Source organism: Streptococcus sp. 11-4097 (genome assembly GCF_018215285.2).
In the GTDB taxonomy this organism is placed as follows: Bacteria; Bacillota; Bacilli; order Lactobacillales; family Streptococcaceae; genus Streptococcus.
The window spans coordinates 479,667-494,913 of the sequence record NZ_CP185262.1; the positions used below are offsets into that span (position 1 = coordinate 479,667).

The window sequence follows — 15,247 nt, forward strand, 5'->3', positions numbered from 1 at the left end:
AACATGATCGATGTAGAAGAAATTCTGAGCAAGATGAACCCCAATCAGAAGATTAATTATGACCGTGTCATGCAGAAGATGGTACAAGTATGGGAGAAAAATGAGCAACGGCCAACCATTCTCATGCATGTTTGCTGTGCCCCTTGTAGTACCTATACACTAGAATATTTGACCAAGTATGCAGATGTGACTATCTATTTTGCTAATTCCAATATCCATCCCAAGGCAGAATACCATAAGCGGGCTTACGTCACCAAGAAATTTGTCAGTGATTTCAATGAGCGAACTGGAAATACGGTCCAGTATCTAGAAGCTCCCTATGAACCAAATGAATACCATAAGTTAGTCAGAGGACTGGAAGAAGAGCCAGAAGGTGGCGACCGTTGCAAGGTTTGCTTTGACTACCGACTGGATAAGACAGCTCAAGTGGCTATGGACTTAGGATTTGACTACTTTGGCTCAGCCTTGACCATCAGTCCTCATAAGAATTCTCAAACCATTAACAGCATCGGAATCGATGTGCAAAAAATTTATACAACCCACTATCTTCCAAGTGATTTCAAGAAAAATCAAGGCTACAAACGTTCGGTAGAGATGTGTGAAGAGTATGATATCTATCGTCAATGTTATTGCGGATGCGTCTATGCAGCCCAAGCTCAGAATATTGATTTGGTTCAGGTTAAGAAGGATGCCACGGCTTTCTTGCTGGATAAGGATGTTGAAAAAGACTATTCTCATATCAAGTTTACTGTTACGAAATTAGATATATAGAGAACAACCCAGCTGAAAAGCTGGTTTTTTTAAATAAAAAAACCAGGGCTTTGACCCCAGTTTGACAACTTTACCGATTCTTTAGTTCTACATAGCGCTTGTACCAAATGTTTACATAGGCTTCTGAGAAAGGACCTCGTCCATTGTTAATCCAATCAACAAGAATTTTGACATGTTCTTTTAAAATATAGTCCAAGTCATCAGAATAATTCATTTTGCGTTTGTGACGCTCATACTCCTCAACGTCCAAGAGACGTTTTTCCCCATCTGTAAAAATTTTAACATCCAAATCGTAATCAATATACTTCAGTGCTTCTTCATCCAGATAGTAGGGGCTAGCCATATTGCAATAGTAGGAAATTCCATTATCGCGAATCATGGCAATGATATTAAACCAATATTTCTTGTGAAAGTAAACAATAGCCGGTTCTCGAGTGACCCAACGACGACCATCACTTTCGGTAACCAGTGTATGATCGTTGACACCAATAATGGCGTTTTCTGTTGTTTTTAGTACCATGGTGTCCCGCCAAGTTCGGTGGAGACTCCCATCATGCTTATAACTTTGAATTGTAATAAAGTCGCCTTCTTTTGGAAGCTTCATAACTAACCAACTTTCTACAATTTATAAGTTTATCGTTTACTATTGTACCATAAAATTACCTAAAATCTGTGAATTTTACATGAAAATATTAAAGATATTCTATGAGAGCGCTTGCTATATCCGAAAAATCGTAGCCTTTTCGTGCTAAAACTTGAGTTAAACGCTGTTTAAGTTCGTATCCTTCATATTTTCGGGTATACTTAGCATATTGCTTATCAAGTTCCTTGAAGATGAGTTCCTGAGTCGTTTCTTGATCAACTTGACTATCCAACTGGTCAAAGGCAGTTTTAGCATCAGAATAGGAAAACCCCTTGTTGGTCAGATTTTGGATTATCTTATCTTGCAAGGCACGAGCTGGAAGTTTTCCCTCATATTTTTTCAATAGTTTATTAGCTACACGTTGAGCAACTTCCGAAAAATCAAATTCTTTCAAGTTCTCTTCTATAGTAGATTTTGAAATCCCTTTTTGAGCTAGTTTCTGAGTCAGTACATAAGGACCCTTGTCTCCTGAAAGTTGATTGGCATTGATGATGGCATAAGCGTACTGACCATCATTAATCCACTTATCTTCTTTAAGATTAGCAATGACTTGAGAAACTATGTTTTCATTAATATCGTATTTTTTCAGATATTCTCTGACTTCTTTTTCAGTGCGAGCTTTAAAGGATAGGTGGTAGAGAGCTAGATTCTTACCGTAAGAAAATTGGGCAAAGTCCTGAATATCTTTCAATTCTTCTTCACTTATCACCTTATCTCTCGATAACATAAAACGAACAATAGTATCTTCAGTAATGTAGCATTTGTCGTCATTATCAAGCTCCATCAGATAGAGTCTTTTTTTCTTTTCAAGTTTTGTGATTTTCATAGTTCTATTATAACTCAAAATGTGATAAGATAGGGGTATGAATCTGAAAGTGAAACAAAAAATACCATTAAAAATCAAGCGCATGGGAATTAATGGTGAGGGAATCGGCTTTTATCAAAAAACCTTAGTCTTTGTGCCTGGTGCTCTCAAAGGTGAAGATATCTATTGTCAGATTACTTCTATTAAACGTAACTTTGTAGAGGCAAAACTACTGAAGGTCAACAAGAAGTCTAAATTCCGTGTTGTGCCAGCTTGTACTATTTACAATGAATGCGGAGGCTGCCAAATCATGCACCTGCATTATGATAAGCAGCTGGAGTTCAAGACGGACTTACTTCACCAAGCGCTAAAAAAATTTGCCCCTGCAGGATATGAAAACTATGAAATCCGCCCGACGATTGGAATGCAGGAACCCAAGTACTATCGTGCTAAGTTACAATTTCAGACTCGAAAATTTAAAAATCAGGTCAAGGCAGGTCTGTATGCACAAAACTCTCACTATTTAGTAGAGTTGAAAGACTGCCTGGTACAAGACAAGGAAACCCAAGTGATTGCTAATCGTCTAGCAGAATTACTTACTTATCACCAGATTCCAATCACGGATGAGAGAAAAGTTCTAGGTGTTAGAACGATAATGGCCCGACGAGCAAGAAAGACTGGACAGGTTCAGATTATTATTGTTACAAACCGTCAGCTTAATTTAACCCAACTAGTAAAAGACTTAGTTAAAGATTTCCCAGAAGTTGTGACAGTAGCTGTAAATACAAATACAGCTAAAACCAGTGAGATTTATGGTGAAAAGACAGAGATTATCTGGGGAGAAGAGAGTATTCAAGAAGGTGTACTCGATTATGAATTTTCACTATCTCCTCGAGCTTTCTATCAACTAAATCCTGAACAAACAGAAGTTCTTTATAACGAGGCGGTAAAAGCCTTGGATGTAAATAAAGAAGACCATTTGATTGATGCTTATTGTGGAGTTGGAACGATTGGATTTGCCTTCGCAAAGAAAGTTAAAACACTCAGAGGTATGGATATTATTCCAGAAGCCATTGAAGATGCCAAGCGAAATGCTAAAAGAATGGGATTTGACAACACACATTACGAAGCTGGAACAGCCGAGGAGATTATTCCTCGCTGGTATAAGGAAGGCTACCGAGCAGATGCTCTGATTGTGGATCCACCACGTACAGGTCTGGACGATAAGTTACTAGATACTATTCTTACCTATGTACCAGAAAAAATGGTCTATATTTCTTGCAATGTTTCGACCTTGGCTCGTGATTTAGTACGCTTAGTAGAAGTCTATGATCTCCATTATATCCAGTCGGTAGATATGTTCCCACATACAGCTCGAACGGAAGCTGTTGTAAAATTAATAAAAAAAGTTTCAAAAAGTTGTTGACAAAGTTTGAAAAGTCTGTATAATAGTAAGAGTTGAAAATAACAGCTCTGGTCCGTTGGTCAAGGGGTTAAGACACCGCCTTTTCACGGCGGTAACACGGGTTCGAATCCCGTACGGACTATGGTATGTTGCGGTTGAGGCACTTGATGAAAAAAGATTAAAAAAGTTTCAAAAAAGTGTTGACAAGCGAAAGCGACTGTGATATACTAATATAGTTGTCACTTGAGAGAAGCAAGTGACAAAGACCTTTGAAAACTGAACAAGACGAACCAATGTGCAGGGCACTACAACTAAGGTTGTAGTACTGAACAATGAAAAAAACAATAAATCTGTCAGTGACAGAAATGAGTGAGAACTCAAACTTTTAATGAGAGTTTGATCCTGGCTCAGGACGAACGCTGGCGGCGTGCCTAATACATGCAAGTAGAACGCTGAAGGAGGAGCTTGCTTCTCCGGATGAGTTGCGAACGGGTGAGTAACGCGTAGGTAACCTGCCTGGTAGCGGGGGATAACTATTGGAAACGATAGCTAATACCGCATAAGAGTAGATGTTGCATGACATTTGCTTAAAAGGTGCAATTGCATCACTACCAGATGGACCTGCGTTGTATTAGCTAGTTGGTGGGGTAACGGCTCACCAAGGCGACGATACATAGCCGACCTGAGAGGGTGATCGGCCACACTGGGACTGAGACACGGCCCAGACTCCTACGGGAGGCAGCAGTAGGGAATCTTCGGCAATGGACGGAAGTCTGACCGAGCAACGCCGCGTGAGTGAAGAAGGTTTTCGGATCGTAAAGCTCTGTTGTAAGAGAAGAACGAGTGTGAGAGTGGAAAGTTCACACTGTGACGGTATCTTACCAGAAAGGGACGGCTAACTACGTGCCAGCAGCCGCGGTAATACGTAGGTCCCGAGCGTTGTCCGGATTTATTGGGCGTAAAGCGAGCGCAGGCGGTTAGATAAGTCTGAAGTTAAAGGCTGTGGCTTAACCATAGTACGCTTTGGAAACTGTTTAACTTGAGTGCAAGAGGGGAGAGTGGAATTCCATGTGTAGCGGTGAAATGCGTAGATATATGGAGGAACACCGGTGGCGAAAGCGGCTCTCTGGCTTGTAACTGACGCTGAGGCTCGAAAGCGTGGGGAGCAAACAGGATTAGATACCCTGGTAGTCCACGCCGTAAACGATGAGTGCTAGGTGTTAGACCCTTTCCGGGGTTTAGTGCCGTAGCTAACGCATTAAGCACTCCGCCTGGGGAGTACGACCGCAAGGTTGAAACTCAAAGGAATTGACGGGGGCCCGCACAAGCGGTGGAGCATGTGGTTTAATTCGAAGCAACGCGAAGAACCTTACCAGGTCTTGACATCCCTCTGACCGCTCTAGAGATAGAGCTTTCCTTCGGGACAGAGGTGACAGGTGGTGCATGGTTGTCGTCAGCTCGTGTCGTGAGATGTTGGGTTAAGTCCCGCAACGAGCGCAACCCCTATTGTTAGTTGCCATCATTCAGTTGGGCACTCTAGCGAGACTGCCGGTAATAAACCGGAGGAAGGTGGGGATGACGTCAAATCATCATGCCCCTTATGACCTGGGCTACACACGTGCTACAATGGCTGGTACAACGAGTCGCAAGCCGGTGACGGCAAGCTAATCTCTTAAAGCCAGTCTCAGTTCGGATTGTAGGCTGCAACTCGCCTACATGAAGTCGGAATCGCTAGTAATCGCGGATCAGCACGCCGCGGTGAATACGTTCCCGGGCCTTGTACACACCGCCCGTCACACCACGAGAGTTTGTAACACCCGAAGTCGGTGAGGTAACCGTAAGGAGCCAGCCGCCTAAGGTGGGATAGATGATTGGGGTGAAGTCGTAACAAGGTAGCCGTATCGGAAGGTGCGGCTGGATCACCTCCTTTCTAAGGATAAGGAATTGCGCATTGGTCTTGTTTAGTCTTGAGAGGTCTTGTGGGGCCTTAGCTCAGCTGGGAGAGCGCCTGCTTTGCACGCAGGAGGTCAGCGGTTCGATCCCGCTAGGCTCCATTGGTGAGAGATCACCAAGTAATGCACATTGAAAATTGAATATCTATATCAAATAGTAACAAGAAAATAAACCGAAAACGCTGTAGTATTAATAAGAGTTTATGACTGAAAGGTCAGAAAATAAGGTTAAGTTAATAAGGGCGCACGGTGGATGCCTTGGCACTAGGAGCCGAAGAAGGACGTGACAAACGACGATATGCCTTGGGTAGCTGTAAGTAAGCGATGATCCAGGGATTTCCGAATGGGGGAACCCAACAGGTACTACCTGTTACCCGCATCTGTTAAGGATGTGAGGAGGAAGACGCAGTGAACTGAAACATCTAAGTAGCTGCAGGAAGAGAAAGCAAAAGCGATTGCCTTAGTAGCGGCGAGCGAAACGGCAGAAGGGCAAACCGAAGAGTTTACTCTTCGGGGTTGTAGGACTGCAATGTGGACTCAAAGATTATAGAAGAATGATTTGGGAAGATCAGCCAAAGAGAGTAATAGCCTCGTATTTAAAATAGTCTTTGTACCTAGCAGTATCCTGAGTACGGCGGGACACGTGAAATCCCGTCGGAATCTGGGAGGACCATCTCCCAACCCTAAATACTCCCTAGTGACCGATAGTGAACCAGTACCGTGAGGGAAAGGTGAAAAGCACCCCGGGAGGGGAGTGAAATAGAACCTGAAACCGTGTGCCTACAACAAGTTCGAGCCCGTTAATGGGTGAGAGCGTGCCTTTTGTAGAATGAACCGGCGAGTTACGTTATGATGCGAGGTTAAGTTGAAGAGACGGAGCCGTAGGGAAACCGAGTCTGAATAGGGCGCCTTAGTATCATGACGTAGACCCGAAACCATGTGACCTACCCATGAGCAGGTTGAAGGTGCGGTAAGACGCACTGGAGGACCGAACCAGGGCACGTTGAAAAGTGCTTGGATGACTTGTGGGTAGCGGAGAAATTCCAAACGAACTTGGAGATAGCTGGTTCTCTCCGAAATAGCTTTAGGGCTAGCGTCGACATTAGAGATTCTTGGAGGTAGAGCACTGTTTGGGTGAGGGGTCCATCCCGGATTACCAATCTCAGATAAACTCCGAATGCCAATGAATTATGGTCGGCAGTCAGACTGCGAGTGCTAAGATCCGTAGTCGAAAGGGAAACAGCCCAGACCACCAGCTAAGGTCCCAAAATAATTGTTAAGTGGAAAAGGATGTGGGGTTGCACAGACAACTAGGATGTTAGCTTAGAAGCAGCTATTCATTCAAAGAGTGCGTAATAGCTCACTAGTCGAGTGACCCTGCGCCGAAAATGTACCGGGGCTAAAACAATTTACCGAAGCTGTGGATACCTTTATAGGTATGGTAGGAGAGCGTTCTATGTGTGATGAAGGTGTACCGTGAGGAGCGCTGGAACGCATAGAAGTGAGAATGCCGGTATGAGTAGCGAAAGACAGGTGAGAATCCTGTCCACCGTAAGACTAAGGTTTCCAGGGGAAGGCTCGTCCGCCCTGGGTTAGTCGGGACCTAAGGAGAGACCGAAAGGTGTATCCGATGGAAAACAGGTTGATATTCCTGTACTAGAGTATGTAGTGATGGAGGGACGCAGTAGGCTAACTAAAGCAGACGATTGGAAGAGTCTGTCTAAGCAGTGAGGTGTGATATGAGTCAAATGCTTATATCTATAACATTGAGCTGTGATGGGGAGCGAAGTTTAGTAGCGAAGTTAGTGACGTCACACTGCCAAGAAAAGCTTCTAGCGTTTAAACATACTCTACCCGTACCGCAAACCGACACAGGTAGTCGAGGCGAGTAGCCTCAGGTGAGCGAGAGAACTCTCGTTAAGGAACTCGGCAAAATGACCCCGTAACTTCGGGAGAAGGGGTGCTGACTTTACGTCAGCCGCAGTGAATAGGCCCAAGCAACTGTTTATCAAAAACACAGCTCTCTGCTAAATCGTAAGATGATGTATAGGGGGTGACGCCTGCCCGGTGCTGGAAGGTTAAGAGGAGTGCTTAGCGTAAGCGAAGGTATGAATTGAAGCCCCAGTAAACGGCGGCCGTAACTATAACGGTCCTAAGGTAGCGAAATTCCTTGTCGGGTAAGTTCCGACCCGCACGAAAGGCGTAATGATTTGGGCACTGTCTCAACGAGAGACTCGGTGAAATTTTAGTACCTGTGAAGATGCAGGTTACCCGCGACAGGACGGAAAGACCCCATGGAGCTTTACTGCAGTTTGATATTGAGTGTCTGTACCACATGTACAGGATAGGTAGGAGTCTATGAGATCGGGACGCCAGTTTCGAAGGAGACGTTGTTGGGATACTACCCTTGTGTTATGGCCACTCTAACCCGGATAGGTGATCCCTATCGGAGACAGTGTCTGACGGGCAGTTTGACTGGGGCGGTCGCCTCCTAAAAGGTAACGGAGGCGCCCAAAGGTTCCCTCAGAATGGTTGGAAATCATTCGCAGAGTGTAAAGGTATAAGGGAGCTTGACTGCGAGAGCTACAACTCGAGCAGGGACGAAAGTCGGGCTTAGTGATCCGGTGGTTCCGTATGGAAGGGCCATCGCTCAACGGATAAAAGCTACCCTGGGGATAACAGGCTTATCTCCCCCAAGAGTTCACATCGACGGGGAGGTTTGGCACCTCGATGTCGGCTCGTCGCATCCTGGGGCTGTAGTCGGTCCCAAGGGTTGGGCTGTTCGCCCATTAAAGCGGCACGCGAGCTGGGTTCAGAACGTCGTGAGACAGTTCGGTCCCTATCCGTCGCGGGCGTAGGAAATTTGAGAGGATCTGCTCCTAGTACGAGAGGACCAGAGTGGACTTACCGCTGGTGTACCAGTTGTCTTGCCAAAGGCATCGCTGGGTAGCTATGTAGGGAAGGGATAAACGCTGAAAGCATCTAAGTGTGAAACCCACCTCAAGATGAGATTTCCCATGATTTTATATCAGTAAGAGCCCTGAGAGATGATCAGGTAGATAGGTTAGAAGTGGAAGTGTGGCGACACATGTAGCGGACTAATACTAATAGCTCGAGGACTTATCCAAAGTAACTGAGAATATGAAAGCGAACGGTTTTCTTAGTTTGAATAGATATTCAATTTTGAGTAGGTATTACTCAGAGTTAAGTGACGATAGCCTAGGAGATACACCTGTACCCATGCCGAACACAGAAGTTAAGCCCTAGAACGCCGGAAGTAGTTGGGGGTTGCCCCCTGTGAGATATGGAAGTCGCTTAGCTCTAGGGAGTTTAGCTCAGCTGGGAGAGCATCTGCCTTACAAGCAGAGGGTCAGCGGTTCGATCCCGTTAACTCCCATAGGTCCCGTAGTGTAGCGGTTATCACGTCGCCCTGTCACGGCGAAGATCGCGGGTTCGATTCCCGTCGGGACCGTTAGAATAACGTCAGTTATTTTAGACTCGTTAGCTCAGTTGGTAGAGCAATTGACTTTTAATCAATGGGTCACTGGTTCGAGCCCAGTACGGGTCATATATGCGGGTTTGGCGGAATTGGCAGACGCACCAGATTTAGGATCTGGCGCTTAACGGCGTGGGGGTTCAAGTCCCTTAACCCGCATTAAGATATAATAAATGAGCCGGCTTAGCTCAGTTGGTAGAGCATCTGATTTGTAATCAGAGGGTCGCGTGTTCAAGTCATGTAGCCGGCATTTTTAGATAGAAGAAAACAGTGCGAACGTAGTTCAGTGGTAGAACACCACCTTGCCAAGGTGGGGGTCGCGGGTTCGAATCCCGTCGTTCGCTTAGAGAGGCCGGGGTGGCGGAACTGGCAGACGCACAGGACTTAAAATCCTGCGATTGGTAACGATCGTACCGGTTCGATTCCGGTCCTCGGCATAATATAATGAGCACCCTTAGCTCAACTGGATAGAGTACCTGACTACGAATCAGGCGGTTAGAGGTTCGACTCCTCTAGGGTGCATTTTTCTATTTAACTCGGGAAGTAGCTCAGCTTGGTAGAGTACTTGGTTTGGGACCAAGGTGTCGCAGGTTCGAATCCTGTCTTCCCGATATATGGCGGTGTAGCTCAGCTGGCTAGAGCGTCCGGTTCATACCCGGGAGGTCGGGGGTTCGATCCCCTTCGCCGCTATAATGATCTTGTTGGACCTTTAGCTCAGCTGGTTAGAGCTCTCGGCTCATAACCGAGTGGTCGTAGGTTCAAGTCCTACAAGGTCCATTTGAATAGTATGGAGGATTACCCAAGTCCGGCTGAAGGGAACGGTCTTGAAAACCGTCAGGCGTGTAAAAGCGTGCGTGGGTTCGAATCCCACATCCTCCTTTTGTATTAGCGCGGGATGGAGCAGCTCGGTAGCTCGTCGGGCTCATAACCCGAAGGTCGTAGGTTCAAATCCTGCTCCCGCAATAAGGCTCGGTAGCTCAGTTGGTAGAGCAATGGATTGAAGCTCCATGTGTCGGCGGTTCGATTCCGTCTCGCGCCATTTTTACTTATAGTGTATGTGCGGGTGTAGTTTAGTGGTAAAACTACAGCCTTCCAAGCTGTTGTCGCGAGTTCGATTCTCGTCACCCGCTTTGAACTTTGTTCAAAATACCAAGTTTTTAACTTGGGCGCGTAGCTCAGTTGGTTAGAGCGCACGCCTGATAAGCGTGAGGTCGGTGGTTCGAGTCCACTCGTGCCCATTAATAGGAGAATTACTCAAGAGGCTGAAGAGGACGGTTTGCTAAATCGTTAGGTCGGGTAACTGGCGCAAGGGTTCGAATCCCTTATTCTCCGTTTTATTGAGAGTTTATAACTCTTTTTTTGTATTTTTAAGAATTGTAGAATAAAAACTTCAGATTTGTAAAACTTAATTGGATTACTTATCTGAAGTTTTTTTGCGCTCTTTGTCAACTGTAGTGGGCTGCAGAAAAGGGCTCTTTGTCAACTGTAGTGGGTTGAAGAAAAGCTAAGATCGAGAAAGGACACATTTCGTCCTTTCTTTTTTGATATTGAGAGCGATAAAAATCCGTTTTTTGAAGTTTTCAAAGTTCCGAAAACCAAAGGCATTTCGCTTGATAAGTTTGATGAGATTATTGGTCGCTTCCAATTTGGCGTTGGAATAGGGTAGTTGAAGGGCGTTGACAATCTTTTCTTTATCCTTGAGGAAGGTTTTAAAGACAGTCTGAAAAAGAGGATGAACCTGCTTTAGATTGTCCTCAATAAGTCCGAAGAATTTGTCTGGCTCCTTGTTCTGAAAGTGAAAAAGTAAGAGCTGATAGAGATTGTAGTGGTGTCTCAAGTCTTCTGAATAGCTCAAAAGCTTGTCTAGAATTTCTTTATTTGTTAAGTGCATGCGAAAAGTAGGGCGATAAAAACGTTTATCACTGAGTTTACGACTATCCTGCTGTATGAGCTTCCAGTAGCGCTTGATGGCTTTGTATTCATGGGATTTTCGCTCAAATTGATTCATGATTTGGACACGAACACGACTCATAGCACGGCTTAAGTGTTGTACAATGTGAAATCGATCTAGAACGATTTTAGCACATGGAAAAAGCTGTTTAGCCAAGGCATAATAAGGACTAAACATATCCATCGTAATGATTTTCACCTGACAACGAACAGCTCGCTCGTAGCGCAGAAAGTGATTTCGTATGATAGCCTGTGTTCTGCCTTCAAGAACAGTGATGATGTTAAGATTATCAAAATCTTGTGCAATGAAACTCATCTTTCCCTTGGTAAAGGCATACTCGTCCCAAGACATAATCTCTGGAAGACGAGAAAAATCATGCTTAAAACGGAAGTCATTAAGCTTGCGAATGACAGTTGAAGTTGAAATAGCCAGTTGATGAGCGATATCGGTCATAGAAGTTTTTTCAATCAATTTTTGCGCAATTTTTTGGTTGATAATACGAGGAATTTGGTGATTTTTCTCGACGAGAGAGGTCTGTGAGACCATCATTTTAGAGCAATGATAGCACTTGAAACGACGCTTTTTAAGGAGGATTCTGGTAGGCATACCAGTTGTTTCAAGGTAAGGAATTTTCGATGGTTTTTGGAAGTCATATTTCTTCATTTGACTTCCACATTCAGGACAAGATGGGGCCTCATAATCCAGTTTAGCGATGATTTCCTTGTGGGTATCTCTATTAACAACATCCATAATTTGGACATTAGGGTCTTTGATATCGAGTAGTTTTGTGATAAAATGTAATGGTTCCATATGATTCTTTCTAATGAGTTGTTTCGTCGCTTTTCATTATAGGTCATATGGGACTTTTTTTCTACACAAAAATAGGCTCCATAATATCTATAGGGGATTTACCCACTACAAATATTATAGAGCCCAGAAAAGCTAAAATCTTTATATATTATTGATTTTATGGTTGTGCTTGTTTATTACTACTTCCAACTCTTGAGTGAAATTTCTCCGCTATTAAGCCATATTTCTTTTCCGTTATCACATTGAACTAAAAGTTTGCCATTTTCTGAGATATCTTTAGCAAGTCCTTTGTAGTCTTTTTGATCTAGTGTAAAAGTCACTTCTTTTCCTAGAACGAAGGACTGTTTTTTATATAGGTATAATAACTCATCTGCTGGTGTTTCGAAGAAAGTGCGCCATATTTCGATAATTAATTCATTTCTAGTAATAGGTGCTGGTACATTAAATAAGCTAGCAGCTTTTTCTTTTAATTCTTGAGGGAAGTCTTTAATAGTAAAGTTGATTCCTACTCCAATAATGATATCTGTGACTAAGCCAGTTTCTACAGATGTTATTGCCTCAGTGAGGATTCCTCCAATTTTATGATTTTTGAGGTAGATATCATTGACCCATTTTATGTCGACATCTATTAATGTTAGGTTCTTAATGGCTTTGTAGATAGCTCCGGCTACAAGTAGTGTGTAGGATGGTAATTGGTCATAGGGGAGATTGGGTTTAAGATGGAGTGTCATATAAATGCCACCTTGGGGTGAGTAGAAAGAACGTTGAAAACGGCCTCGGCCAGCTGTTTGATAGGAAGCTAGATAGAGGGTGTTTGCTTCATTTCTTAAATCAATTGCTTCTTTTGCATCGAGTTGTGTTGATCTTGTTTCGTGTTTAAAACTGATTTTAATTGGAAGATTTTGTTCTAGAAGTTCTGGAAGAATAAGGTCTCCATTCACCAGTTTATAGCCTTTGTTTTTGATACTATCAATTTCAATGCCTTCTTGTTCTAAACGCTTGATGGCTTTCCAAATTGATGTTCGAGTCAGTGATAGTTCTTCTGCAATTTTTTCTCCGCTGATATAATCGGTTTCTTTAGCTAGAATTTGGTAGACGGCTTGGTAGGATTTCATAGTGTTTCCTTTCTTTAGAAATTGTAAATGATTTAAATATAGTTTGGATAATTGGTCAAAACCTTATTATATTACTACTATTTTAACATATACCTAGTCTTTACGGTATGATTTTCTTATAGTAAATCTAGTCATTAAGTTTGAGTTTTGAAATATAAGTATTTTTGCGCCCTTTTTTACCTAGTAAACGTTTCCTTTGTTTTCAAATTGCTAAAAAAGTGGTACAATATAGGGTAGCTTACTATTATCTGAATCAATTGATTTGGAGAGAAAGGATTCATTTTGAAATCAATAGGCTTTATTGAAAAGCTGAAAGGGTTGTCTAGTAAAGAGCTGATTTTATTGGGAATTATCCTGAGTATCTTTTTACCCTTTTATCTTTTTGTAGTTGTATTCTGTTTATATATTATCAGTTTAATTTTTACAGGGGATATGAAAAGTATTCTTCAGAAAATGGGGGAGCATCCGATGCTGCTTCTTTTTCTAGGCTATAGTACTGTTATATCCGTTTTTGCACAAAATTGGATGGGAGTTGTGGCTTCAGTAGGAATTTTTCTATTTACTGTTTTCTTTTTGCATTATCAGTCGATTTTATCACATAAATTCTTTCGCTTGATTTTGCAGCTCGTCTTATTTGGTAGTGTATTGTCAGCTGCTTTTGCGAGTTTAGAACATTTCCAAATTGTGAAGAAATTCAATTATGCTTTTCTTTCACCCAATATGCAGGTCTGGCATCAGAATCGTGCAGAAGTGACCTTCTTTAATCCTAATTATTATGGAATTATTTGTTGTTTCTGTATCATGATTGCCTTCTATCTGTTTACAACGACCAAGTTGAATTGGTTGAAAGTATTCTGTGTGATTGCAGGCTTTGTGAATCTCTTTGGTTTGAACTTTACTCAAAATCGAACTGCCTTTCCTGCTATTATTGCTGGCGCCATTATTTATCTCTTTACAACCATTAAAAACTGGAAGGCCTTTTGGCTGAGTATTGGGGTCTTCGCGATTGGCTTGAGTTTCCTCTTTTCTAGTGATTTGGGAGTTCGGATGGGGACTTTAGACTCTTCTATGGAAGAGCGCATTTCTATCTGGGATGCTGGGATGGCTTTGTTTAAGCAAAATCCTTTTTGGGGTGAGGGGCCATTGACCTACATGCACTCTTATCCTAGGATAAATGCTCCTTATCATGAACATGCTCACAGTCTATATATCGATACGATTCTGAGTTACGGAATTGTGGGGACTATTTTATTAGTTTTGTCTTCTGTTGCTCCTGTTCGATTGATGATGGATATGAGTCAGGAGTCGGGGAAACGTCCGATTATCGGTCTTTATCTGTCTTTCCTTACAGTGGTTGCTGTACATGGAATTTTTGACTTGGCCCTCTTCTGGATTCAGTCAGGTTTCATTTTCTTACTAGTTATGTGCAGTATTCCGTTGGAGCATCGAACTTTGGTATCGGACATGACGGATTAAGTTTATAAGATTAAAATCTTCTATCTTGGGTAGGAGATTTTTTTACTGGGAAAAATTATTTCCAAATCGAAATAGTTGACAGTTAGAACGATGAGTGTTACAATTGTTTTATTCTTTTCGATATCGAAATAAATTGGAGGTGTTATGAAGGATAGTCATTTGCTAGCCCATCATATTCGTTTGTTGAATGGGCGGATTTTTCAAAAGTTACTGAGCCAAGACCCTGAAGCTCTTTATCGGAGTGAGCAGGGCAAGATTTTAGCGGTTTTATGGAATAGTGAAACTGGCTGTGCAACTGCAACAGATATTGCGCTTGCGACTGGGCTTGCTAACAATACACTGACGACGATGATTAAAAAACTAGAGGAACAAAATCTTGTAGCTATTAGTCCATGTGGAGAAGATAAGCGTAAGAAGTATTTGGTTTTAACAGAGTTGGGGCAGTCTCAGAAAGAAGTGGGGTATCGTGTCAGTCAGAAATTGGATACGATCTTTTACAAAGGATTTTCAGAGGAAGAAATTCGTCAGTTTGAAGCCTTTCAAGAAAGAATTTTGGATAATCTGAAAGAGGAGGAAAATGAGGATTAAAATGGAGCAAATTAGCTGTTTATAAGTAAAGACCACTTTTGACTTTGTTTTCCAACTCTTAGGACAAGGAAACTATGTGGTTAGCTATGGTCAGACTCAGATTGGTGGAGTTGCCTATGCCCAGTATGACATCTTCCGTCTAGAAAACGGGAAAATTGTGGAACATTGGGATAATAAGGAAGTCATGCCTAAGGTAGAAGACTTGACCAATAGAGGGAAGTTTTAAATTGAGGAT

Annotated in this window: 8 protein-coding genes, 19 tRNA genes, 3 rRNA genes and 1 pseudogene; 27 read left to right on the forward strand and 4 right to left on the reverse strand. The window is 42.7% G+C overall.

Annotated elements, in window-relative coordinates:
- Positions 1–3: 3 nt before the first annotated feature.
- The gene (locus tag KB197_RS02500) at positions 4–771 is read left to right on the forward strand and encodes an epoxyqueuosine reductase QueH (RefSeq protein ID WP_212573685.1); all 768 of its coding nucleotides are present in this window, start codon (positions 4–6) and stop codon (positions 769–771) included.
- A gap of 70 nt (positions 772–841) precedes the next feature.
- Here the strand turns inward: KB197_RS02500 and KB197_RS02505 are convergent, their stop codons facing one another.
- A complete protein-coding gene (locus tag KB197_RS02505) occupies positions 842–1,375 on the reverse strand; it encodes a nucleoside tri-diphosphate phosphatase (RefSeq protein WP_000775316.1) in 534 nt (177 codons plus the stop codon).
- Positions 1,376–1,463: 88 nt separating this feature from the next.
- On the reverse strand, positions 1,464–2,240 hold the full coding sequence (recX, locus tag KB197_RS02510; RefSeq protein ID WP_212573684.1) for a recombination regulator RecX: 777 nt from the start codon (positions 2,238–2,240) through the stop codon (positions 1,464–1,466).
- Positions 2,241–2,277: 37 nt separating this feature from the next.
- On the opposite strand from recX, the gene rlmD reads away from it, so the two are divergent.
- The 23 genes from rlmD (at position 2,278) to KB197_RS02625 (ending at position 10,404) form a co-directional block, all read left to right on the forward strand.
- Positions 2,278–3,645, forward strand: a complete 1,368-nt coding sequence (gene rlmD / locus KB197_RS02515) for a 23S rRNA (uracil(1939)-C(5))-methyltransferase RlmD (protein ID WP_212573683.1) — start codon at positions 2,278–2,280, stop codon at positions 3,643–3,645.
- A gap of 49 nt (positions 3,646–3,694) precedes the next feature.
- Positions 3,695–3,766, forward strand: a tRNA-Glu gene (locus KB197_RS02520).
- Between the two features lie 242 nt (positions 3,767–4,008).
- A 16S ribosomal RNA gene (locus KB197_RS02525) occupies positions 4,009–5,554 on the forward strand.
- Between the two features lie 51 nt (positions 5,555–5,605).
- Positions 5,606–5,678 (forward strand) — tRNA-Ala (locus tag KB197_RS02530).
- Between the two features lie 124 nt (positions 5,679–5,802).
- Positions 5,803–8,704 (forward strand): 23S ribosomal RNA (locus KB197_RS02535).
- Between the two features lie 76 nt (positions 8,705–8,780).
- Positions 8,781–8,896, forward strand: a 5S ribosomal RNA gene (gene rrf / locus KB197_RS02540).
- Together the 16S, 23S and 5S rRNA genes with 19 tRNA genes alongside form the textbook arrangement of a ribosomal RNA operon.
- Positions 8,897–8,900: 4 nt before the next feature.
- A tRNA-Val gene (locus KB197_RS02545) sits at positions 8,901–8,973 on the forward strand.
- Between the two features lie 2 nt (positions 8,974–8,975).
- Positions 8,976–9,048 (forward strand) — tRNA-Asp (locus KB197_RS02550).
- Positions 9,049–9,071: 23 nt separating this feature from the next.
- Positions 9,072–9,144 (forward strand) — tRNA-Lys (locus KB197_RS02555).
- 5 nt (positions 9,145–9,149) lie between these two features.
- Positions 9,150–9,231 (forward strand) — tRNA-Leu (locus tag KB197_RS02560).
- A gap of 18 nt (positions 9,232–9,249) precedes the next feature.
- Positions 9,250–9,322 (forward strand) — tRNA-Thr (locus tag KB197_RS02565).
- A gap of 22 nt (positions 9,323–9,344) precedes the next feature.
- Positions 9,345–9,416 (forward strand) — tRNA-Gly (locus KB197_RS02570).
- A 7-nt stretch (positions 9,417–9,423) separates the two neighbouring features.
- Positions 9,424–9,509, forward strand: a tRNA-Leu gene (locus KB197_RS02575).
- A gap of 11 nt (positions 9,510–9,520) precedes the next feature.
- A tRNA-Arg gene (locus KB197_RS02580) sits at positions 9,521–9,594 on the forward strand.
- Positions 9,595–9,609: 15 nt separating this feature from the next.
- Positions 9,610–9,683 (forward strand) — tRNA-Pro (locus KB197_RS02585).
- A 5-nt stretch (positions 9,684–9,688) separates the two neighbouring features.
- Positions 9,689–9,762 (forward strand) — tRNA-Met (locus tag KB197_RS02590).
- Positions 9,763–9,775: 13 nt separating this feature from the next.
- Positions 9,776–9,849, forward strand: a tRNA-Ile gene (locus KB197_RS02595).
- 12 nt (positions 9,850–9,861) lie between these two features.
- Positions 9,862–9,951 (forward strand) — tRNA-Ser (locus KB197_RS02600).
- 10 nt (positions 9,952–9,961) lie between these two features.
- Positions 9,962–10,035: transfer RNA gene (locus KB197_RS02605), tRNA-Met, on the forward strand.
- Between the two features lie 3 nt (positions 10,036–10,038).
- Positions 10,039–10,111: transfer RNA gene (locus KB197_RS02610), tRNA-Phe, on the forward strand.
- Positions 10,112–10,131: 20 nt separating this feature from the next.
- Positions 10,132–10,202: transfer RNA gene (locus KB197_RS02615), tRNA-Gly, on the forward strand.
- A gap of 34 nt (positions 10,203–10,236) precedes the next feature.
- Positions 10,237–10,310, forward strand: a tRNA-Ile gene (locus tag KB197_RS02620).
- 6 nt (positions 10,311–10,316) lie between these two features.
- Positions 10,317–10,404 (forward strand) — tRNA-Ser (locus tag KB197_RS02625).
- Positions 10,405–10,576: 172 nt separating this feature from the next.
- Here the strand turns inward: KB197_RS02625 and KB197_RS02630 are convergent.
- Entirely contained in the window at positions 10,577–11,833 is a 1,257-nt protein-coding gene (locus KB197_RS02630) for an ISL3 family transposase (protein WP_212574075.1), read from the reverse strand.
- Positions 11,834–12,012: 179 nt separating this feature from the next.
- Positions 12,013–12,948 carry a bifunctional biotin--[acetyl-CoA-carboxylase] ligase/biotin operon repressor BirA gene (gene birA, locus KB197_RS02635; RefSeq protein ID WP_064275732.1) on the reverse strand — a complete coding sequence of 312 codons (936 nt, stop codon included), beginning with the start codon at positions 12,946–12,948 and terminating at the stop codon, positions 12,013–12,015.
- A gap of 282 nt (positions 12,949–13,230) precedes the next feature.
- Here birA and KB197_RS02640 point away from each other — a divergent pair, with 282 nt between their 5' ends.
- The 3 genes and pseudogenes from KB197_RS02640 to KB197_RS02650 form a co-directional block, all read left to right on the forward strand.
- A complete protein-coding gene (locus KB197_RS02640) occupies positions 13,231–14,424 on the forward strand; it encodes an O-antigen ligase family protein (RefSeq protein ID WP_064275733.1) in 1,194 nt (397 codons plus the stop codon).
- Positions 14,425–14,568: 144 nt separating this feature from the next.
- Complete coding sequence (locus tag KB197_RS02645; RefSeq protein ID WP_049502481.1) at positions 14,569–15,012, forward strand: MarR family winged helix-turn-helix transcriptional regulator; 444 nt, start codon at positions 14,569–14,571, stop codon at positions 15,010–15,012.
- Between the two features lie 34 nt (positions 15,013–15,046).
- Positions 15,047–15,238, forward strand: a pseudogene (locus KB197_RS02650) (polyketide cyclase); the annotation flags it as partial.
- Between the last annotated feature and the right edge of the window lie 9 nt (positions 15,239–15,247).

Coding starts and splice junctions, on each gene's coding strand:
- KB197_RS02505 (WP_000775316.1), bottom strand. CDS start 1,375: ATGAAGCTTCCAAAAGAAGGCGACTTTATTACAATTCAAAGTTATAAG.
- birA (WP_064275732.1), bottom strand. CDS start 12,948: ATGAAATCCTACCAAGCCGTCTACCAAATTCTAGCTAAAGAAACCGAT.
- KB197_RS02645 (WP_049502481.1), top strand. CDS start 14,569: ATGAAGGATAGTCATTTGCTAGCCCATCATATTCGTTTGTTGAATGGG.
- KB197_RS02630 (WP_212574075.1), bottom strand. CDS start 11,833: ATGGAACCATTACATTTTATCACAAAACTACTCGATATCAAAGACCCT.
- recX (WP_212573684.1), bottom strand. CDS start 2,240: ATGAAAATCACAAAACTTGAAAAGAAAAAAAGACTCTATCTGATGGAG.
- rlmD (WP_212573683.1), top strand. CDS start 2,278: ATGAATCTGAAAGTGAAACAAAAAATACCATTAAAAATCAAGCGCATG.
- KB197_RS02500 (WP_212573685.1), top strand. CDS start 4: ATGATCGATGTAGAAGAAATTCTGAGCAAGATGAACCCCAATCAGAAG.